This window comes from Streptomyces sp. NBC_01477 (genome assembly GCF_036227245.1).
Lineage (GTDB): Bacteria > Actinomycetota > Actinomycetes > Streptomycetales > Streptomycetaceae > Actinacidiphila.
In genome coordinates this window covers 3,115,316-3,135,655 of the sequence record NZ_CP109445.1, presented here as the reverse complement: position 1 = coordinate 3,135,655, position 20,340 = coordinate 3,115,316, and the positions used below count along the sequence as shown (strand labels likewise).

16 protein-coding genes are annotated in these 20,340 nt (G+C 70.2%); 10 read left to right on the top strand and 6 right to left on the bottom strand.

Annotation, left to right across the window (positions count from 1 at the left end):
- The first annotated feature begins 67 nt into the window (after positions 1 to 67).
- The 6 genes from OHA86_RS12655 to OHA86_RS12630 all read left to right on the top strand — a co-directional run bounded on the left by OHA86_RS12655 (position 68) and on the right by OHA86_RS12630 (position 7,084).
- Positions 68 to 1,132 carry an ABC transporter ATP-binding protein gene (locus OHA86_RS12655; RefSeq protein WP_329182382.1) on the top strand — a complete coding sequence of 355 codons (1,065 nt, stop codon included), beginning with the start codon at positions 68 to 70 and terminating at the stop codon, positions 1,130 to 1,132.
- Between the two features lie 182 nt (positions 1,133 to 1,314).
- The gene (locus OHA86_RS12650) at positions 1,315 to 2,967 is read left to right on the top strand and encodes a peptide ABC transporter substrate-binding protein (protein ID WP_329175071.1); all 1,653 of its coding nucleotides are present in this window, start codon (positions 1,315 to 1,317) and stop codon (positions 2,965 to 2,967) included.
- Between the two features lie 91 nt (positions 2,968 to 3,058).
- A complete protein-coding gene (locus tag OHA86_RS12645; RefSeq protein ID WP_329175069.1) occupies positions 3,059 to 3,982 on the top strand; it encodes an ABC transporter permease in 924 nt (307 codons plus the stop codon).
- Entirely contained in the window at positions 3,975 to 4,967 is a 993-nt protein-coding gene (locus tag OHA86_RS12640; RefSeq protein ID WP_329175068.1) for an ABC transporter permease, read from the top strand. Before OHA86_RS12645 ends, OHA86_RS12640 begins: the two co-directional genes overlap by 8 nt.
- Positions 4,968 to 4,980: 13 nt before the next feature.
- Positions 4,981 to 6,030 (top strand): ABC transporter ATP-binding protein, encoded by a 1,050-nt coding sequence (locus tag OHA86_RS12635; protein WP_329175067.1) that lies wholly within the window; start codon positions 4,981 to 4,983, stop codon positions 6,028 to 6,030.
- Positions 5,999 to 7,084 carry an ABC transporter ATP-binding protein gene (locus OHA86_RS12630; protein ID WP_329175065.1) on the top strand — a complete coding sequence of 362 codons (1,086 nt, stop codon included), beginning with the start codon at positions 5,999 to 6,001 and terminating at the stop codon, positions 7,082 to 7,084. Before OHA86_RS12635 ends, OHA86_RS12630 begins: the two co-directional genes overlap by 32 nt.
- A 93-nt stretch (positions 7,085 to 7,177) precedes the next feature.
- Here the strand turns inward: OHA86_RS12630 and OHA86_RS12625 are convergent, their stop codons facing one another.
- The 6 genes from OHA86_RS12625 to OHA86_RS12600 all read right to left on the bottom strand — a co-directional run bounded on the left by OHA86_RS12625 (position 7,178) and on the right by OHA86_RS12600 (position 16,167).
- Positions 7,178 to 8,308 carry an ABC transporter ATP-binding protein gene (locus OHA86_RS12625; RefSeq protein ID WP_329175063.1) on the bottom strand — a complete coding sequence of 377 codons (1,131 nt, stop codon included), beginning with the start codon at positions 8,306 to 8,308 and terminating at the stop codon, positions 7,178 to 7,180.
- A gap of 23 nt (positions 8,309 to 8,331) precedes the next feature.
- Positions 8,332 to 9,393, bottom strand: coding sequence for an ABC transporter ATP-binding protein (locus tag OHA86_RS12620; RefSeq protein WP_329175062.1), 1,062 nt, complete (start codon positions 9,391 to 9,393; stop codon positions 8,332 to 8,334).
- Between the two features lie 10 nt (positions 9,394 to 9,403).
- Entirely contained in the window at positions 9,404 to 10,381 is a 978-nt protein-coding gene (locus OHA86_RS12615; RefSeq protein ID WP_329175061.1) for an ABC transporter permease, read from the bottom strand.
- A gap of 100 nt (positions 10,382 to 10,481) precedes the next feature.
- Positions 10,482 to 12,284 carry an ABC transporter substrate-binding protein gene (locus tag OHA86_RS12610; RefSeq protein ID WP_329175059.1) on the bottom strand — a complete coding sequence of 601 codons (1,803 nt, stop codon included), beginning with the start codon at positions 12,282 to 12,284 and terminating at the stop codon, positions 10,482 to 10,484.
- 97 nt (positions 12,285 to 12,381) lie between these two features.
- The gene (locus tag OHA86_RS12605) at positions 12,382 to 13,407 is read right to left on the bottom strand and encodes an ABC transporter permease (protein WP_329175058.1); all 1,026 of its coding nucleotides are present in this window, start codon (positions 13,405 to 13,407) and stop codon (positions 12,382 to 12,384) included.
- A gap of 615 nt (positions 13,408 to 14,022) precedes the next feature.
- Positions 14,023 to 16,167, bottom strand: a complete 2,145-nt coding sequence (locus OHA86_RS12600) for a S9 family peptidase (protein ID WP_329175056.1) — start codon at positions 16,165 to 16,167, stop codon at positions 14,023 to 14,025.
- A gap of 259 nt (positions 16,168 to 16,426) precedes the next feature.
- On the opposite strand from OHA86_RS12600, the gene OHA86_RS12595 reads away from it, so the two are divergent.
- The 4 genes from OHA86_RS12595 (at position 16,427) to OHA86_RS12580 (ending at position 20,323) form a co-directional block, all read left to right on the top strand.
- Positions 16,427 to 16,621 (top strand): hypothetical protein, encoded by a 195-nt coding sequence (locus OHA86_RS12595; protein WP_329175053.1) that lies wholly within the window; start codon positions 16,427 to 16,429, stop codon positions 16,619 to 16,621.
- 31 nt (positions 16,622 to 16,652) lie between these two features.
- Positions 16,653 to 17,564, top strand: coding sequence for an N-acetyl-1-D-myo-inositol-2-amino-2-deoxy-alpha-D-glucopyranoside deacetylase (gene mshB, locus OHA86_RS12590; protein ID WP_329175052.1), 912 nt, complete (start codon positions 16,653 to 16,655; stop codon positions 17,562 to 17,564).
- Positions 17,561 to 17,929, top strand: coding sequence for a DUF6113 family protein (locus tag OHA86_RS12585; RefSeq protein ID WP_329175050.1), 369 nt, complete (start codon positions 17,561 to 17,563; stop codon positions 17,927 to 17,929). Before mshB ends, OHA86_RS12585 begins: the two co-directional genes overlap by 4 nt.
- A gap of 153 nt (positions 17,930 to 18,082) precedes the next feature.
- A complete protein-coding gene (locus OHA86_RS12580; protein WP_329175048.1) occupies positions 18,083 to 20,323 on the top strand; it encodes a hypothetical protein in 2,241 nt (746 codons plus the stop codon).
- The last annotated feature ends 17 nt before the right edge of the window (positions 20,324 to 20,340 follow it).

The following is a 20,340-nucleotide window of genomic DNA, read 5'->3' as shown; positions in this document are numbered from 1 at the left end:
CCTCTCCAAGGACCCCGAGTCCTCGGCGGCGGCGGAGACCGTCGCCGGCGAGGTCACCGCGCCCGAGATGCTGGTGGCCGAGTCCGCCGCGGCCGTGCTCGCCGACCGTGAGCCGATCCTCCAGGTGCGCAACCTGGTCAAGCACTTCCCGCTGACCCAGGGCATCGTCTTCAAGCGGCAGGTCGGCGCGGTCAAGGCCGTGGACGGCATCTCCTTCGAGCTCTACGCCGGCGAGACGCTGGGCATCGTGGGCGAGTCGGGCTGCGGCAAGTCCACCGTCGCCAAGCTGCTGATGAACCTGGAGCAGGTCACCGCGGGCGAGGTCTTCTACAAGGGCCAGGACATCACCAAGCTGTCCGGGCGCGCCCTGAAGGCGGTCCGGCGCAACATCCAGATGGTGTTCCAGGACCCGTACACCTCGCTGAACCCGCGGATGACGGTCGGCGACATCATCGGGGAGCCCTTCGACATCCACCCCGAGGTGGCGCCCAAGGGCGACCGCCGCAAGCGGGTCGAGGAGCTGCTCGACGTCGTCGGTCTGAACCCGGAGTACATCAACCGCTATCCGCACCAGTTCTCCGGCGGCCAGCGCCAGCGCATCGGCATCGCCCGCGGCCTCGCGCTCAACCCGGAGATCATCATCTGCGACGAGCCGGTCTCCGCGCTCGACGTGTCGGTGCAGGCGCAGGTCATCAACCTGATGGAGAAGCTCCAGGACGAGTTCAACCTGTCCTACATCTTCATCGCGCACGACCTGTCGATCGTCCGGCACATCTCCGACCGGGTCGGCGTGATGTACCTGGGCAAGATGGCCGAGATCGGCACCGACGCCGAGATCTACGAGCACCCCACCCACCCGTACACGCAGGCGCTGCTGTCCGCGGTGCCGGTGCCCGACCCCCAGGCGCGCGACCACCGGGAGCGCATCATCCTGTCGGGCGACGTGCCCTCGCCGGCGAACCCGCCGTCCGGGTGCCGTTTCCGTACCCGCTGCTGGAAGGCGCAGGAGCGGTGCGCGACGGAGGAGCCGCTGCTGGCGATCCCGACCCGCTTCGTGAACGCCGACACTCCGGCGGCGCACGAGTCCGCGTGCCACTTCGCCGAGGAGAAGGACGTGGTGGGCGCGGCCTGATCCGGTCCCGCCGCAACGACGTCAGAAGGGGCGCCCCCGCCGGGGGGCGCCCCTTCTGACGTCGTGTCGCGCTCTGGCCAACGCATTGGGTACGCGACACGCAGGAGTAGAAGTGCGGGTTTGCCGCAATTGCTGTGTCATGGGTAACGAAGTGTCATTTGTGACCCATGAGGAGGCACGCGATGCGCGGAGCCACGCGCGTGAAGTGGGCCGTCGGCGTGACAGCCGTCGCCCTGACGGCCGCCGCCTGCGGCGGCAGCAGTGACAGCGGTGGTAGCGGCAGCTCGACGGGCGGCAGCGGCGGCGGCATCGTACGGGCCTCCTGGGGCGACCCGCAGAACCCGCTGGAGCCGGCCAACACCACAGAGGTGCAGGGCGGCAAGGTGCTGGACATGATCTTCCGCGGCCTGAAGCAGTACAACCCGAAGACCGCCAAGGCCGAGAACATGATCGCCGACTCGATCACGACCTCGGACTCGCAGAACTTCGACATCAAGCTCAAGAGCGGCTGGACGTTCAGCAACGGCGAGCCGGTCAACGCGGACTCCTTCATCAATGCCTGGAACTACGACACGCTGCTGAAGAACGCCCAGCTCAACGCGAGTTTCTTCCAGTACATCGACGGTTACGACAAGGTCCACCCGGACACCGACGGCGCCAAGTCCACCGCCACCACGCTGTCCGGTCTGACGAAGGTCTCCGACACCGAGTTCAAGGTCAAGCTGAACCAGAAGTTCGCGCTCTTCCCCGACACCCTGGGCTACGCGGCCTTCTACCCGCTGCCGAAGGCGTTCTTCAGCAACCGCACGGCGTGGCTGGCCAAGCCGGTCGGCAACGGCCCGTACGCGATCTCGTCGTACACCAAGGGCTCCAAGATGGAGCTGAAGAAGTGGGACGGCTACAAGGGTCCCGACCCGGCCCGGAACGGCGGGGTGGAGCTGCGGGTCTACACCGACAACAACACCGCGTACACCGACCTCCAGGCCGGCAACATCGACCTGGTCGACGACATCCCGGTCGCGCAGCTGCGGAACGTCAAGAGCGACCTGGGCGACCGCTACATCAACGTGCCGGCCGGCATCATCCAGACCATCGCCTTCCCGCTGTACAGCTCGCGCTGGTCGTCGGCGAACTCCGCGAAGGTCCGGCAGGGCCTGTCGATGGCGATCGACCGCAAGCAGATCACCGACACGATCTTCCAGCAGACCCGCACCCCGGCGACCGACTGGACCTCCCCGGTGCTCGGCAGCGCGGGCGGCTACAAGGCCGGGCTGTGCGGCGCCGAGTGCACCTACAACGCGGCCAAGGCCAAGCAGCTGGTCGCCGAGGGCGGCGGCCTGCCCGGCGGCAAGATCACCATCTCGTACAACGCGGACACCGGCTCCCACAAGACCTGGGTCGACGCGGTCTGCAACAGCATCAACAACGCCCTGGGCAACAACAAGGCCTGCGTCGGCGCCCCGGTCGGCACCTTCGCCGACTTCCGCAACCGGATCACCAGCAAGCAGATGAACGACCCCTTCCGGGCCGGCTGGCAGATGGACTACCCGCTGATCCAGGACTTCCTGCAGCCGCAGTACTTCACCGGTGCCTCCTCGAACGACTCGCACTACAGCAACGCCACCTTCGACAAGCTGGTCAACCAGGCGAACGCCGCCTCCTCCACCGCCGACTCCGTCAGCAAGTTCCAGGACGCGGAGAAGCAGCTGGTCACCGACATGCCCGCGATCCCGCTGTGGTACCAGAACGGCAGCGCCGGCTACTCGGCCAACCTCTCGAACGTCGCCCTGAACCCGTTCAGCGTGCCCGTCTACAACGAGATCAAGGTCAAGTGACACCGCGGCCGGGAGCCGCCGCACCGGACATCGCACCGGCAGCGGCGGCCCCCGGCCCCCACATTCCCCGGAACTCCCCGGAAGGCTCCGCATGGGACGCTATGTGATCCGGCGGCTGCTCCAGATGATCCCGGTGTTCATCGGCAGCACGTTCCTGATCTTCTTCATGGTCTACGCGCTCGGCGACCCGGTCGCCGCGCTCTTCGGCGACCGGGCGCCCGACCCGGCCACCGCCGCCCAGATCCGGCACGACCTGCACCTCGACGACCCGTTGTGGAAGCAGTACCTGATCTACATGAAGAACATCTTCACCGGCGACTTCGGCACGGCCTTCAACGGGCAGTCGGTCACCAGCCTGATGGGCAGCGCCTTCCCTGTCACCATCCGGCTGACCATCGTGGCGATCATCTTCGAGATCATCATCGGCATCACCCTGGGCGTGCTCACCGGCATGAAGCGCGGCAAGCCGGTCGACACCGGGGTGCTGCTGCTCACCCTGATCGTGATCTCGGTGCCGACCTTCGTCACCGGCTACGTGCTCCAGTACCTCTTCGGCGTCCAGCTCAAATGGACCAGCCCCTCGGTGTCGCCGGACGCGCCCTTCAACGAGCTGATCCTGCCCGGCCTCGTGCTCGCCCTGGTGTCGCTGGCCTACGTCACCCGGCTGACCCGCACCTCGATCGCCGAGAACACCCGCGCCGACTACCTGCGTACCGCCGTCGCCAAGGGCCTGCCGCGGCGCCGGATCATCGTCAGGCACCTGCTGCGCAATTCGCTGATCCCGGTGGTGACCTTCATCGGCACCGACATCGGCTTCCTCATGGGCGGCGCGATCGTCACCGAGCGGATCTTCAACATCCACGGCGTCGGCTACCAGCTCTACCAGGGCATCCTGCGCAACAACGCGCCGACCGTGGTCGGCTTCGTCACCATCCTGGTGCTGGTGTTCCTGATCGCGAACCTGCTGGTCGACCTGCTCTACGCGGTCCTGGACCCGAGGATCCGTTATGCCTGACAGCAATCCGCTGGACCCCGAGCAGGGGCCCATCGCGCCCGGCGGCGGCTACGGCGGCGGCATGGACCTGGCAGCCTCCGACGCGGCGGCCCTGGAGCGCGAGCCGGGACAGGGCCAGGACGCGGGCGGCCCGACGGGCAAGCCGCGCAGCCTGTGGTCGGACGCCTGGCGCGACCTGAGGCGCAACCCGATCTTCATCATCTCGGTGCTGATCATCCTCTTCCTGGTCTTCATCTCGCTGTGGCCCGGCACCATCGCCACCCAGGACCCGCTGCAGGCCAACCTGCTCAAAGCGCAGGCAGGGCCGGCGCCCGGCCACCCGTTCGGCTTCGACACGCAGGGCCGCGACGTCTACACCCGGGTGGTCTACGGAGCCCGCGCCTCGGTCACCGTGGGCGTGTGCGCGACCGCGGGCGTGGTGCTGCTCGGCAGCGTGCTCGGCGGCCTGGCCGGCTTCTTCGGCGGCTGGTGGGACTCGATCCTGTCCCGGATCAGCGATGTCTTCTTCGGCATCCCCGTGGTGCTCGGCGGCCTGGTGTTCCTGTCGGTGGTCACCAACAGCACGGTGTGGCCGGTGGTCGGCTTCATGGTGCTGCTCGGCTGGCCGCAGATCGCCCGTATCGCCCGCGGCTCGGTCATCACCGCCCGGGAGAACGACTACGTCCAGGCCGCCCGCGCCCTGGGCGCCGGCAACTCCCGGATGCTGCTGCGGCACATCGCGCCCAACGCGGTCGCCCCGGTGATCGTGGTCGGCACCATCGCGCTGGGCACGTACATCGCCCTCGAAGCCACGCTGTCCTACCTCGGTGTCGGCCTCAAACCGCCGACCGTCTCCTGGGGGATCGACATCTCCGACGCGTCCAGCCAGATCCGCAACGCCCCGCACATGCTGCTGTGGCCGGCCGGCGCGCTGAGCCTGACCGTCCTGGCGTTCATCATGCTCGGCGACGCGGTGCGCGACGCCCTCGACCCCAAGCTGCGCTGAGGAGCCCGCCGATATGGCCACAAGTGTCGAGCTGAGCACGGAGAACGGCGGTACGGGCATCGGCCCGCTGCTCGACGTACGCGATCTGCACGTGGAATTCCGCACCAGGGAAGGCACCGCCAGGGCCGTCAACGGCGTGGAATACGCGGTCGACGCCGGCGAGACGCTGGCGGTGCTCGGCGAGTCGGGCTCCGGCAAGTCGGTCACCGCCCAGGCGATCATGGGCATCCTGGACTCCCCGCCGGGCTTCGTCACCCAGGGGAAGATCCTCTTCCAGGGCCGCGACCTGCTCACGCTGGGCACCGAGGAGCGCCGCAAGGTGCGCGGCGCCAGGATGGCGATGATCTTCCAGGACGCGCTGTCCTCGCTCAACCCGGTGCTCAACGTGGGGGAGCAGCTGGGCGAGATGTTCACCGTGCACCGCGGAATGTCCCGCAAGCAGGCCCGCGCCAAGGCGATCGAGCTGATGGAGCGGGTCCGCATCCCGGCCGCCAAGGAGCGCATCAGGAGCTACCCGCACCAGTTCTCCGGCGGTATGCGGCAGCGGGTGATGATCGCCATGGCGATGGCGCTGGAACCCGACCTGATCATCGCCGACGAGCCGACCACCGCGCTCGACGTCACCGTGCAGGCCCAGGTGATGGACCTGCTCGCGGAGCTCCAGCGCGAGTACAACATGGGCCTGATCCTGATCACCCACGACCTCGGGGTGGTCGCCGACGTCGCCGACAAGATCGCGGTGATGTACGCCGGCCGGATCGTGGAGACCTCGCCGGTCCACGACATCTACCGGGCGCCCGCCCACCCGTACACCAAGGGCCTGCTCGACTCGATCCCGCGGCTGGACCAGAAGGGCCGGGAGCTGTACGCGATCAAGGGCCTGCCGCCGAACCTGCTGCACATCCCGCCGGGCTGCGCCTTCAACCCGCGCTGCCCGCGGGCGCGGGAGATCTGCCGCACCGACGTGCCGCCGCTCTACCGGGTCAGCCAGGACCGGGCCAGCGCCTGCCACTTCTGGAAGGAGACCCTCGGTGACGACAGCGTCGCAGCCGACAAGGCCTGAGCCGCCCGACCGCACTCCCGCCGAGCGCGAGCCGATCCTCGAAGTGCGCAACCTGGTCAAGCACTTCCCGCTGACCCAGGGCATCGTCTTCAAGCGGCAGGTCGGCGCGGTCCAGGCGGTCGACGGGGTGTCCTTCGACCTCTTCCCCGGCGAGACGCTGGGCATCGTCGGCGAGTCCGGCTGCGGCAAGTCCACCGTCGCCAAGCTGCTGATGAACCTGGAGCAGCCGACCGCGGGGGAGATCCGCTACCGGGGCGAGGACATCACCAGGCTGTCCGGCAAGGCGCTGAAAACCGTCCGGCGCAACATCCAGATGGTCTTCCAGGACCCGTACACCTCGCTCAACCCGCGGATGACGGTCGGCGACATCATCGGGGAGCCGTACGAGATCCACCCCGAGGTGGCGCCCAAGGGCGACCGGCGCAAGCGGGTGCGGGACCTGCTGGACGTGGTCGGCCTGAACCCGGAGTACATCAACCGCTATCCGCACCAGTTCTCCGGCGGCCAGCGCCAGCGCATCGGCATCGCCCGGGGCCTGGCGCTGCGGCCCGAGATCATCGTGGCCGACGAGCCGGTCTCGGCGCTCGACGTGTCGGTGCAGGCCCAGGTGGTCAACCTGATGGAGAAGCTCCAGGACGAGTTCAACCTGTCCTACATGTTCATCGCGCACGACCTGTCGATCGTCCGGCACATCTCCGACCGGATCGGGGTGATGTACCTGGGCAAGATCGTGGAGATCGGCGCCGACGAGGAGATCTACTCCCACCCCACCCATCCGTACACCCAGGCGCTGCTGTCGGCGGTGCCGGTGCCCGACCCCGAGGCGCGCGAGTACCGGGAGCGGATCATCCTGGTGGGGGACGTGCCCTCGCCGGCCGATCCGCCGTCCGGCTGCCGCTTCCGCACCCGCTGCTGGAAGGCGCAGGAGCGCTGCGTGGTCGAGGAGCCGCTGCTCGCGGTGCCCGAGGTCTTCCGCGGCACCGCGGGTCCCGCCGAGCACGACTCGGCGTGCCACTTCGCGGAGGAGCGGCAGGTCGTACCGCGCGGGAAGTGAGCCGGCCCGCTGCCGTACCGGTACGCCGTGCACGAGCCGCGCACGAGCCGTACGGACCGCGCCGGGGCCGTTCGGCGCGGTCCGTACGGCGGCTCACTCCGGACGGTCGGAGGCGTCCTCCAACGCGGCGAGTGCCGGGTCCATCACGATGTCCTCGCCGCGCGCGGCGATCGTCGGCTCCTCGGGGAAGTGGCAGGCGGTCAGATGCCCGTCGGCGGCGCCGCCCAGCTGGACCAGCGGCGGCTCCTGCTCCGCGCACTTGTCCTGGGCCTTCCAGCAGCGGGTGCGGAAGCGGCAGCCCGACGGCGGGTTGATCGGCGAGGGCACGTCACCGGCCAGCCGGATCCGCTCCCGCTCCTGCTGCCCCTCCTCCAGCTCCACCTCCGGCACCGCCGACAGCAGCGCGTGGGTGTACGGGTGGCGCGGGCGCTGGTAGATCGAGTCGCGGTCGCCGACCTCCATGATCTTGCCCAGGTACATCACCGCGACCCGCTCGGAGAAGTGCCGGACGATCGCCAGGTCGTGCGCGATGAACAGGAACGCGATGCCCAGCTCCCGCTGCACCTTCTGCAGCAGGTTGACCACCTGGGCCTGGATCGACACGTCGAGCGCGGAGACCGGCTCGTCGGCCACGATCAGCTTGGGCTCCAGCGCCAGCGCCCTGGCCACCCCGATGCGCTGCCGCTGGCCGCCGGAGAACTCGTGCGGGAAGCGGTTGAAGTGCTCCGGGTTGAGCCCGACGGTCTCCAGCAGCTCGCGGACCCGCTTGTCCCGGCCGCCCGGCGGGTTGATCCCGTTGATCTCCATCGGGCCGCCGACGATCGTCCCCACCGTCTGCCGCGGGTTCAGCGACGAGTACGGGTCCTGGAAGATCATCTGTATCTCGGACCTGACCGGCGCCAGCTCCTTGCGGGTGGCGTGCGTGATGTCCCGGCCCCGGTAGCTGATGCTGCCAGAGGTGGGCTCCAGCAGCCGGGTGATCAGCCGCCCGGTGGTGGACTTGCCGCAGCCGGACTCGCCGACCAGGCCGAAGCTCTCGCCCGCGTGCACGGCCAGGTCGATGCCGTCCACCGCCTGCACCGCGCCGACCTGGCGTTTGATCGGGAAGCCGCCCATGACGGGGAAGTACTTGGTGAGCCCGCTGACCTGCAGCAGGGTCTCGCCGGGCTGTTCCGCGGCGGCGGCCCCGGCCGGCGCCTTGGACAGTGAGATGTCGTTGCTCATGTGATGCCTGCCCCAGTGACCGGTCAGCCGAGCCGCGGCTGAATCGTCTCGATGAACACGGACCGCTTCTGGTCGTCCGTGAGATGGCACGCGGAGCCGCGCCCGAGCGGCAGCTCCGGCCGCTCGACCGAACACCGGGCGCCACCGACCAGGTCGGTGAAGCCGCAGCGCGGGTGGAAGGCGCAGCCGGGCGGCGGGGACAGCAGGCTCGGCGGCGCCCCCGGGATCGGGTTCAGCGGCTCCGACACGTCCGACAGCAGCCGCGGCATCGACCCCAGCAGCCCCCAGGTGTACGGGTGCTGCGGCTCGCTGATCAGCTCACGGACCGAACCGCGCTCCACGGCCCGCCCCGCGTACATCACCAGCAGGTCGTCGGCGACCTTGGACACCACGCCCAGGTCGTGGGTGATCAGGATGATCGCCGAGCCGAACTCCTGCTGGAGGTCCTTGAGCAGGTCCAGGATCTGCGCCTGCACGGTCACGTCGAGCGCGGTCGTCGGCTCGTCGGCGATCAGCAGGTCGGGGTTGCACACCAGCGACATGGCGATCATCGCCCGCTGCCGCATACCGCCGGAGAACTGGTGCGGGTAGTCGTCCACCCGCATCCTGGGCTGCGGGATGCCGACCTTCTCCAGCATCTCGATGGCCCGCTCGCGGCCCTCCCGCTTGCTGGCGCCCTTGTGCTTGATGTACGGCTCGGCGATCTGCCGCCCGATCGTGTAGTACGGCGACAGGGCGGTCAGCGAGTCCTGGAAGATCATCGCCATCTTGTCGCCGCGCAGCCGCTCAAGGGTGCGGTTGCTCGCCCCGGTCAGCTCCTGGCCGTCCAGCACGATCTCGCCGGCGACCTCGGTGGTCCTGGGGTTGTGCAGGCCCAGCACGGTCAGGTTGGTCACCGACTTGCCGGAGCCCGACTCGCCGACGATGCCCAGCGTCTGACCGCGCTCCAGGTCGAACGACAGCCCGTCGACGGCTTTGACGACGCCGTCCTCGGTCGAGAACCGCACGTACAGGTCGCGGACCGACAGAAAAGCGTCGGACGCGGCCGGGGCGGCATCTTCCTCCGGTTTGGTCATGGTGGTCACTGACGGTCTCCTAGGACAGCCGCACGCGCGGGTCGATGAACGCGTAGGCGGCGTCCACGATGATGTTGAACAGGACGATCAGGGCGGCGCTGAACAGCATCACGCCCATCAGCATGGGCAGGTCCGTCTTGTTCACCGAGTCGAGCGCGAGCCGCCCGAGCCCGGTGAGCTGGAACGTCCACTCGGTAATCATCGCGCCGCCGAGCAGCGACCCGAGGTCGATGCCGAGGATGGTGACGATCGGGATCAGCGAGCCGCGCCAGGCGTAGCGGAAGAAGACGTAGCGGCTGGACATGCCCTTCGCCACGGCGGTCCGCACGTGCTCCTCCTGGAGCTGCTCGATCATCGTGGAGCGCGCCATGCGGGTGTAGTTCGCGGTGAAGATGATCGACAGCACGCACCAGGGGATCAGCAGGCCGTTGAACCAGGCCACCGGATTGTCGGTGAACGGCACGTACTTGGGCTGGTCCAGGATGTGGTTGTTGTAGACCAGCAGGGCCAGCACGATCGGGCCGACGAAGTAGATCTGCATCGAGCTGAGCACCAGCGACGCGGAGCTGAACGCCTTGTCGACGAAGGTGCCGCGCTTCCAGGCGGCGAGCATGCCGGTACCGAGGCCGATCAGCAGGAAGACGGCCATACCGCCGACGGCCAGCGACAGCGTGGTGGGCAGCCGGTCCATCAGGGTCGGCCAGACCGGCTCGCTGTTGGCGAAGGAGTAGCCGAAGCAGGGCGCGGGGCAGTTGCCGGTGCTGAAGCGGTGACCGGTGAAGATCCGCGTCATGAAGTTGTAGTACTGCACCGGCACCGGGTGGTCGAGGCCCAGATTGTGGTGGATGATCCGCAGGTTGTCGGGCGTGCAGTTCTTTCCGCAGGACAACAGCGCCGGATCGTGGGGGATCGCGAAGAACAGGAAGAAGGTGAAGGCGCTGATGAACAGCAGGATGACCACAGCGCCGAGCGTCCGGCGGACGAGGAATCGAAGCATGGCGGTCGCAGCTCTCTGAGGACGGCGGCGGTGGCGGACCGGGCGGCGCCCCCGTGGGGCCGGACGGTGTCCGGCCCCACGGGGACTGTGCGCGGGGTGGTTACTTCTTGAGGTAGAGCTTGGTCGCGTCGATGCCGGAGAACATGTTGTTGTAGACGGCACCGCCGACCTTGGAACCGAACAGCTGGAGCTGCTTGTAGTAGACGGTCGGCACGGCGGGGATCACCTTGGTGAGGATGTAGGTGTTCAGCGCGAACCAGGCCTGCTGCGCCTGCTGCGGGTCGGTGATCGCCGAGATCCGGTCGATCTCGCTGTTGATGTGCGGGTCGTTGACGTGCGAGTAGTTCGGCGCCTGGTCGGAGATGGTCCGGCCGTCGAAGACCGGCGGGATCACCGTCAGCGCGCTGGGCCAGTCGGCGCCCCACGCCTGCGAGTAGATGTCGTACGGGTTGTCGACCTTGCCGATCAGGTCGTAGTACGTGTCGGACGGCAGTTCCTTGCGCTGCACGTCGAAGCCCGCGGCCTTGAGCGCGGCGGCGATGGCCACCGAATACTGCTGGCCCTGCGTGCTGTTGACGTACGCGTAGGTGATCTTGGTGTTCAGCTTGCCCGCGTCCGTGAGGATCTTCTTGGCCGCGACCTGGTCGCCGTTGGGGTTGGCGACCTTGCCCAGCGGGTCGGCCTTCTGGTAGCCGGCCAGCGCGGGGCTGATGTAGCCGCCCGCGTACTCGGCGCCGTAGGTCGCGCCGAGCGCCTGGTAGACGGGCTTGGTCGGGATCGCCAGCGCCAGCGCCTTGCGGACGTTGAGGTCGGTGACCTTCTTCATGTTGAAGTCGATCTGGCCGACGAAGGGCTGGTAACCGGCCACCGTCCGCTTGTAGATCGCCGGCGTGCCCACCACGGTCGGGGTGTTGTCGGTGTCGACCGGGTTCGAGAAGCTCACCGAGTTCTGGTTCTCACCCGAGTCGGACATCAGCCGCTTGGTGGAGTCCTCGAACTGGTGGTTGAAGGTGATCGCGAAGCCGTCCACGTACTGGTGCCGGGCCGGGTCGCTGTTCGGGTCCCAGTTCGGGTTCTTCACCAGGGACATCGACTTGCCCTGGTCGAAGCTCTTGATCATGTACGGACCCGAGGCCACCGGCGCCTTGTCGTACTTGAGCTGGGTGTCCTTCGCGGAATCGACCACCGAGTAGCCGGGCATCGCGAACAGGTAGGGGGCGTCGGTCTGCGGCTTGGCGAAGTGGAAGACGACGGTCTTCGCGTCCGGCGTGGCCAGCAGCGAGTCCGGCAGGTGCTTGCCCTTGTACGGGCCGTCCGGCAGCAGCTTGCGGTAGTCGGTGCCGCTGACGTTGGCCAGCCACTGCTGGAGGTAGACCGGGCCGTTGGTCACGAACGGGGCGAACATCCGCTCCACCGACCAGCGGATGTCCTTGGACGTGATCGGCGTACCGTCGGAGAACTTGATGCCGTCCTTGAGGTGGAACGTCCAGGTCTTGCCGCCGTCCGACTGCTCACCGCTGTTGGTGGCCAGGTCGCCGACCACCGTGTAGGTGCCCTTGTTGTCCAGCTTGTACGTCGTCAGGCCGCGGTGTATCAGCGTCGCCAGCTGGCCCTCGTTCTGCACGTATATCTGGGCCGGGTCCAGGTGGGTGTAGCTGTCCCGCTCCAGGACGTTCATCGTGCCGCCGCTCACCGCGCCGGGCACCGGCTCGGCCGGGCCCTTCGACGCCGCGTCGTCACCGAAGGTGATCTGGCCCGCCAACTGCTGGGCGCTCTTGCTCTGCTTCGCCTTGGCGTCCTTGTTCTCGCCGGTGCTGTCACCGCCGCCCCCGCCACTGCTGCACGCGGTAAGGACCAGCGCGCCGGCTGCGACCGCCACCAGCGTCGCTCGGGTTCTACGCATGTAGAGTCTCATATCGGTTCTTGCACCCCTGTTCGTTGATGCTGTGAGCTGCCTGGCCGGTCCGGTGCGGGGCTGCGCCGCCCCCACAACGGTGTCCCTAACGCGCGGCCTTCGGGTCGAAGGCGTCCCGGACCGAGTCCCCGAGCAGGTTGAACGCGACGATGAAGATCACCATCGCGATCCCGGGGAAGAACATGTACGTGAGGTCGTTCTGATAGACCTCACCGCCGCGGGCGAACATGCGTCCCCAGTCCGGCGTGGGCTCCACGAGCCCGACACCCAGGAACGACAGCCCGGCTTCCGCGGTCACGAAGCTCGGCAGCATCAGCGTGCTCTGCACGAGGATCGGCGTGACGAGGTTCGGCAGCAGCTCGCGGCGGACGATGCGCCACGACGAGGCCCCGGTGACCCGGGCCGCCTCGATGAACTCCCGCTCCCGCAGGCTCAGCACCTGGCCGCGCAGCAGTCGGGACAGACCCATCCAGCCCAGGAACCACTGCACCGTGATCAGCGCCACCACCCGCAGATACGTCGGCGTCTCGTCGGTCGGGCTCACGAAGATCGCGGTGACCACCGGCATGACGGCGACGAAGAACAGCTGCGCGGGAAAGGCCATCAGCAGGTCGGTGAGCCGGCCGATGAAGTAGTCCACCCGGCCGCCGAGGTAGCCGGCCGAGATGCCCAGCAGGATCGCGGTGACCGTCACCACGATCGTCACCGCGACGGCGATGCCCAGCGAGGTGCGGATGCCGTAGAGCAGCTGGGTGAACACGTCCCGCCCGAGGTTCGGCTCGATGCCGAACCAGAACCGGCTGCTGATACCGCCGTTGGGCGCGATCGGGTAGCCGAAGTCGTTGAGCAGGCCGGGCTCGTTCTGCCCGTACAGCGTGTACGGGTTCTTGCCGTACAGCTTCGCGATGAGCGGCGCGAAGATCGCGATCACGAAGAAGAACGCGACCACGTAGGCCGAAATGACCCCCGTGCGGTCGCGTTTGAAGCGACGCCACATCAACTGGCCGGGTGACCGGCCGACCAGCTCGGCCGCGACCGCGGGCGGGGCGGCGGTGACCTCATCCGGCTCTCCGGGCGTGCCGGAGACCGTGGTCTCGGTGGAACTCGTCATCGCGATAGCCCCCGCTACAGGATTGGGACGGCGCGACGGGCTGACGCGTCGCGAGTTGCCCGGACTGTCGCAATGAAAGCAACTTCCAGTCAAGGGGGCGTGGAAGGAAGAAAGCGTGATCGTCTGCTTCTTGAGCGAACATTGAGCAGATTGACGTCCAGGCGTGCTTGACAGCCCCCGACTGGGGGGGACTTGTCGGACTTGCCCGGGCGAATTGCGTTAACACGCGAGCAACAAAGCTGTCGTCTGACCGATATACGGACCGCGATTCCTGGTCACCGCACGCCATTCCCACCGGGGGCGGTTGCGCTGAGTGGTGGGCCCGGTCGCGCGGTTCCGCCCCAGGGCTTCGCCTGGGGGGTTCCACTTGCGGTGGGTGCGTGCCGGCTGCGCCGTCCCGGTCGGCCGCGCGGTTCCGCCCCCTGGGCTTCACTGGGGGTACCCCCGGCGCCCCTGATGCTTGCCCTGTCCGGGAGAGGAGCCGAGCCCCGCGGGGGTGCGGGGAACCGCGCGCAACCACAGCGCGGCGGCACTGTGAACGCCACAGGAAGTGGCTGCCCCTTGGGGGCGCGGGGAATTGGGCGACCGGCCCGCCACCGGGGGGAGCTGCGGGGACTACGCCCCGGTGCGGAGCGAGCGGCGCAGGAAGTCCACCTGGAGGAGAAGCAGGTTCTCCGCCACCTGCTCCTGCGGGGTCATGTGCGTGATGCCGCCCGACAGCGGCAACACCTCGTGCGGGCGGCCGGCCACAAGCAGCGCCGTGGACAGCCGCAACGCGTTCGCCACCAGGACATTGTCGTCGGCGAAGCCGTGCACGATCATCAACGGCCGCGCCGGCTCGGCGAGTCCGGGAATCCCGTCGGCGGTGACGACCGAGTTGCGGTCGTAGGCCGCGGCCTGCTCCTCCGGGTGGCCGAGATACCGCTCGGTGTAGTGCGTGTCGTACAGCCGCTGGTCGGTCAGCGGAGCCCCCGCGACACCCGCGTGGAAGACGTCGGGCCGGCGCAGCACCGCGAGCGCGGCCAGCGTGCCGCCGAAGGACCAGCCGCGGATGGCGACCCGGCCGAGGTCGAGCGGGTGGACCTCGGCGAGCGCGTGCAGCGCGTCGATCTGGTCGTCGAGGACCACCTCGGCCAGCCGCCCGCCGGAGATGCCCTTCTCCCACTCGGGGGAGCGCCCCGGTGTCCCGCGGCCGTCGGCGACGATCACCGCGAAGCCCTGGTCGGCGAACCACTGCGAGACCAGGTGCGGGTTGTGCGCGGCCAGCACGCGCTGGCCGTGCGGACCGCCGTAAGGGTCCATCAGCACCGGCAGCGGGCCGTCGCCCTCGGCATACCCGGTGGGCAGCAGCACCGCGCACGGGATGCGCCGCTTGCCGGCCTCGGTGAGGCGCACCCGGGCGGTGAGCGACGGTGCCTCGGCGTACGAGGCGACGACGGCGGCCGTACGCCCGGAGCGCAGCACCCGGACCGCCGAGCCGGGCCGGTCGGGCACCGCGGAGACCAGGACGGTGACCTCGCCGGAGCGCACCGCGACATGCACGCCCGGCTCGTCGCTGACCCGGACCGCGCCGTCCGGGGTCACCCGGTGGACGTGGATCTGGCCGGTCTCCGGGTCGGCCGCGTCCGGTCCCGCCGAGGCGCTGACCAGGATGTCGCCGCCGTCCGCGTCCAGTACCGCCCGGACGTGCAACTCACCGCCGGTGAGCGCCCGGTCACCGGCCATCAGCACCCGGACGCCGTCCACGTCGGTGATCCGCAGCAGTGTCCCGTCTGGTCGCAGAGCGGGCACACCGGGGAAAAGATCCAGCCAAATTCGATCTTCCTCGGTGACGGCGGTCCCGGTCGCGCCGGTCGCGAGGTCCACCGTCAGATACCGCTGGGTGCGCTGGTCGCGCGCCTGCACCAGCAGCACCGGCGGGCCTGCGGCCGTCCAGTGCACCGCCGCCAGGTACGGGAAGCGCTCCCGGTCCCATGCCACGTCCCGCCGGCTGCCGTCGAGGCCGAGCAGCGCGAGGGTGACCTCCGCGTTGGCCGTGCCCGCCGCCGGATAGGCGACCTCGGCGGGCGCCCGGTCGGGCTGCGCGGGCTCGGAGATCCAGCGCCGCTGCACCCCCGACTCGTCCACCCGGGCGGCCAGCAGCGCGGAGCTGTCCGGCGCCCACCAGAAGCCGCGCGAGCGGCCCATCTCCTCGGCCGCGATGAATTCCGCGAGGCCCCACGTCACCTGCCCGCCGTCCGGCTCGGCCAGCGCGCGCCCGCCGCCGCCGTCCGCCCCGACCACCCGCAGCGCGCCCCCCGACGCGTAGGCCACCCACCGCCCGTCCGGCGAGGGCCGCGGGTCCACCACGGGACCCGGCACCGCCAACTCGCGTGCCCCGCCGCCCTCCGGCGCCAGCCCGGCCGTGAACAGCCGCCCGGACAGGGCGAAGGCGGCCACCTCCACGGCGCTGTCCACCGCGTAGGACACCACGCCGGCGGAGCCCTCCCTGCTGCGCTCCCTGCGGGCCCGCTCGGCCGCCGGCAGGTCCTCCCTGGAGCCGCCGAGCAGCGTCGCCGGATCGGCCGCCACGCGCTCCCGCGGCTCCCCCTCGCCCGCCGGCAGGTCCAGCACCCACAGCAGTTGGGCGGTGTCCGTACCGGACCGCGACCGCAGGAAGGCCACCCGCTCGCCCCCGGGCGCGACCGCGAAGGACCGCGGCGCCCCCAGGGTGAACCGCTGCGTCCGTGCGTGCTGCCGCGGGAATGAGAGGTACGTCATACCCGCGACAGTAGGGGGTCGCGCCGACAATCGCCTCCGGATAAACGCCGGATGGCGTGGCGGGCCTCCTACCAGCGGCGGAGCACCCGGAGTCGAAAACGCGCCCCGGGGCGCGGGTGGCCGGATCTGGTCATGCGCCCCCGTGTGCTTCCGTGCTCCGACATATGCGGTGGCACGGAAAGTTATGATCCGTTGCCGTGGGTGGGTAATAACCATGTGGCAACTGACATGAACCCTGCGTACCTGGAGGTGAGCCGCTGTGGCACTCTCGATTTCGGCGGTGCTGCTGCTGCTGATCGTCGTGGTCTTGTTGATCCGCAGGTCCGGTCTGAAAACCGGGCACGCCATCGCTTGCACGCTGCTGGGTTTCTACCTGGCGAGTTCGTCCTGGGCACCACAGATCACCGACCTCACCAACAATGTCGCGGGGATGATCTCCGACATCAAGTTCTGAGCGCCACCGGCGGGGGTCGTAGGCTTCCGCCATGACCGACCGAACCACCCCGCCCGCACCACCCGCGCGCCGTCTGCTTCTCGTCCACGCCCACCCCGACGACGAGACGATCAACAACGGCGCCACCATGGCGAAGTACGCGGCGGAAGGTGCCCTCGTCACCCTCGTCACCTGCACACTCGGCGAGGAGGGCGAGGTCATCCCGCCCGAGCTGGCACATCTGGCCTCGGACCGGGACGACGCCCTGGGCGAGTACCGGATCGGTGAGCTGGCGGCGGCGATGTCGGAACTCGGCGTCGCCGACCACCGCTTCCTCGGCGGCCCCGGCCGCTACCGCGACTCCGGCATGATGGGCGTCGCGCAGAACGAGGTGCCCGGCTGCTTCTGGCAGGCCGACCTGGACGAGGCGGCGGGCCACCTGGCCGAGGTCATCATGGACGTGCGCCCGCAGGCGCTCGTCACCTACGACGACAACGGCGGCTACGGCCACCCCGACCACATCCAGGCCCACCGGGTCGCGCTGCGCGGCTACGAACTGGCCGCCGACCAGGGCCACCGGGTGGACAGGGTCTACGAGATCTGCACCCCGCGCTCGGTCGTGGAGGAGGGCTTCGCCCGCCTCGCGGCGGCCGGCAGGGACTTCCCCTTCGAGGGCGTCGCCACCCCGGACGACGTGCCGGGCGTGGTCGACGACAAGCTGGTCACCGTGGCGATCGACGGCAGCGCGTACAGCGACCGCAAGACCGCCGCGATGCGCGCGCACGCCAGCCAGATCGCCGTGGACGGACCCTTCTTCGCGCTGTCCAACGACCTCGGGCAGCCGTTCTTCGCCACCGAGTGCTACCGCCAGGTCCGCGGCGACGCGCTCGCGGGCGGCAGCGCCGACGGCCCGGCGGACGACCTCTTCGACCCCTCGGACCCGGCCGGCGGGAGCGCGTCATGACCACCCCGATCACGCTCGGCCGGATCCTCGGCTACGCCGGCCTCGCCGTCCTCGGCGCCCTCGTCGCGGCGGCCGGGGCGCTGGTCCAGGCGGGCCTGTTCCCCGGCGGCCTGCTGCTGTCCCTCGCGGGCTGCGCGGCGCTCTTCTACGGCGGTCTGAAGGCCACCGGCAGCCGGGTCGGGGTGGCGGTGCCGGCCGGCTTCTGGCTGATCTCGGTCCTGCTGCTCAGCTCCACCCGCCCCGAGGGCGACTTCCTCTTCGCGGCGGGCGCGGGCGCGTACCTCTACCTGCTCGGCGGCGCCCTGGCCGCGGTGATCTGCGCCACTCTGCCCCAACTGACCTCATCCGGGGCGAATACCGCCTGACTTGGCGGGCAGGGGCGAGCGCATGGTTGGCTGAGCGCGAGCGTTGCGGCCGACCAGGGTCGCGGCCACCGGCAGGTCGGTATGGTGGGGCCCGCCGGCGAGCCGCAATCGGAGAACAGTGTCGGGCGGCGTAGCTAACCGGGAGAGCCTGCTTTGACTCGTGAAACAGACAGTTCGTCCTCCGGTCCCCAGGGTCGCGGCGGTGCCGCGTATCCCTCGGGGACCCCGCCGTACGGCAGCAGCCGCCCCTTCCCCTCGCTGCACCCGCAGGAGCGGACGCGGCCCGCGGGGGCACCGGACGACGACGGCGGCCAGCAGGGCGCGGCGCAGGACGCCGCGCCCGCGCAGGCGCCCGCGCCTGGCGAGCCCAGGACCGAGACCACGCTGACGACCCGGATCCGTATCAACATCCCCGGCTCCCGCCCGATCCCGCCGGTCGTGGTCCGCACCACCGTCGACGACGCCGCTGTCGCCGCCGCGGCGGCCGAGGCACCCGCGCAGGCCACGCCCGCCCCCGAGGCGGAGGCGCCGGCCGAGCCGGAGCCGGAGAAGACCAGCGACTGGTTCGCCCCGCGCAAGGCGTCGGCGCCGCCGCAGGGCGCGCCGGCCTCCGGGCCGGACGAGCCCACGGGCGGCGCGCCCGTGCCGGGGGGCGCACCGGCCTCTCCCTACGGGCGGGACGAGCCGACCGGGGCGGTACCGCTGCCGGTCCGCAACCCCGCCGCCGCGGGACCCTCGCCCGGGCTGACCCCGCCGGGCACGCGGACCGACACCACCTGGGGCGGATCCCCGCGGACCGAGCCCGGGGGAGCGCAGGGCGAGCCGACCGGGAACACCCCGTATCTGCCGCCGCCGGTCGGCGGGGCGCCCGGTGAGTCCGAGGCCGCCCGTGGCCCGCACGACACCCCGGCGGGTGGTTTCGCCGCCCCCTACACCTCCGAGGCACCGCCCTTCGGTACGGGTTCGCCGTTCGACACCGGGTCGCAGGCCGCCTTCGGCGCGGACCCGGCCTTCGACAGCACCGCCGCGATGCCCGTCGTGGACGAGACCCGGTCGCCGTACGACACCGGGTCGCAGCCGTTCGGGACCGCCGACTTCCCGCCCGGGGTGCCGCGCCCGAGCGACCAGCCCTTCGCCGGCGGCGAGGACCCGCTGGGCATCCCGTACGGCCCGACCTCGGGCCCGGCCACCGGCGCGATGAACGTACCGCCGCTGACGCAGGACACGCCCCGGCCGCCCGCCGGTGCGAACGGCTTCCGGCCGCCCGCGCGCGGCGGGAACGACCGGGTGTCGAGCGACACCCTGGTCGGCGGCATCCCCGCGGTCCCGGCCGACGAGTCCCGCACCGCCCGGCAGCCGCGCAAGGGCGCCGCCGAGCCGGAGCCCGCCGCCGCGGTGCCCCCGGCCCGCAAGCCGCCGGCGCCCGCGGCCACCGCCGCCCGGCCGGCGAAGAAGGGCCGCTCCAAGCCGCTGCTGCTCGGGGTCGCCGCCGTCGGCGTCGTCGTCCTGGCCTACGGCGCCGGCCTGCTGATGAACCACGCCGATGTGCCCAAGGGCACCACCGCGCTCGGGGTGGACATCGGCAACCAGAACCGCGACGCGGCCGTCAAGATGCTGGACACCGCGCTCGGCAACCGCGCCACCGCCCCCCTCGCGCTCACCATCGGCGGCCGCAAGCAGAGCCTCAAGCCGTCGGTGGCGGGCCTGTCCATCGACACCGACGCGACCGTACGGGCGGTCGCCCACGCCGACTACAACCCGGTCTCGGTGATCGGCTCGCTCTTCGGCGGCAGCCGCACCGCGGCCCCGGTCTTCGTCGTCGACGAGGACAAGCTCAAGGTCGCGCTCCAGTCGCTGGCCGGCAAGGGCAGCGCGGGCAGCGACGCGATGGTCCGCTTCGAGGACCACAAGGCGATCGCGGTCCCGGGCAAGCCCCGGCAGACCCTGGACCTGGTGGCCGCGACCGCGCAGGTCGAGGCGGCCTACCGCACCCGCGCGGAGACCGGCGCGGACACCCCGGTGGTGCTCAGCGCCACCACCACCTCGCCCAAGGTCTCGCAGGCCGAGATCGACCGGGCCGTCAACGGCTTCGGCAAGACCGCGATGTCGGGCAAGGTGACGGTGCGCGCGGACGCGAACCACTTCATCTCCTTCAACACGACACTGCCGCAGTTCCTGACGATGGTCGCGACCCCCGACGGCAAGCTCGCCCCGCACATCGACCTCGACGCGATGCAGACGCTGTACGGGAGCAGGTTCGACGGGGTAATGCTGGAGCGCGGCGACGGCACGAAGACGGCGGTCACCCCCAAGGACGTGGCCACCGCGCTGATCCAGGCGCTCGGGGCGGAGAACCCCGCCGACCGGACGGTGACCTTGCAGAACGCGGGGTGAGCCCCCCGTGCCGCCCG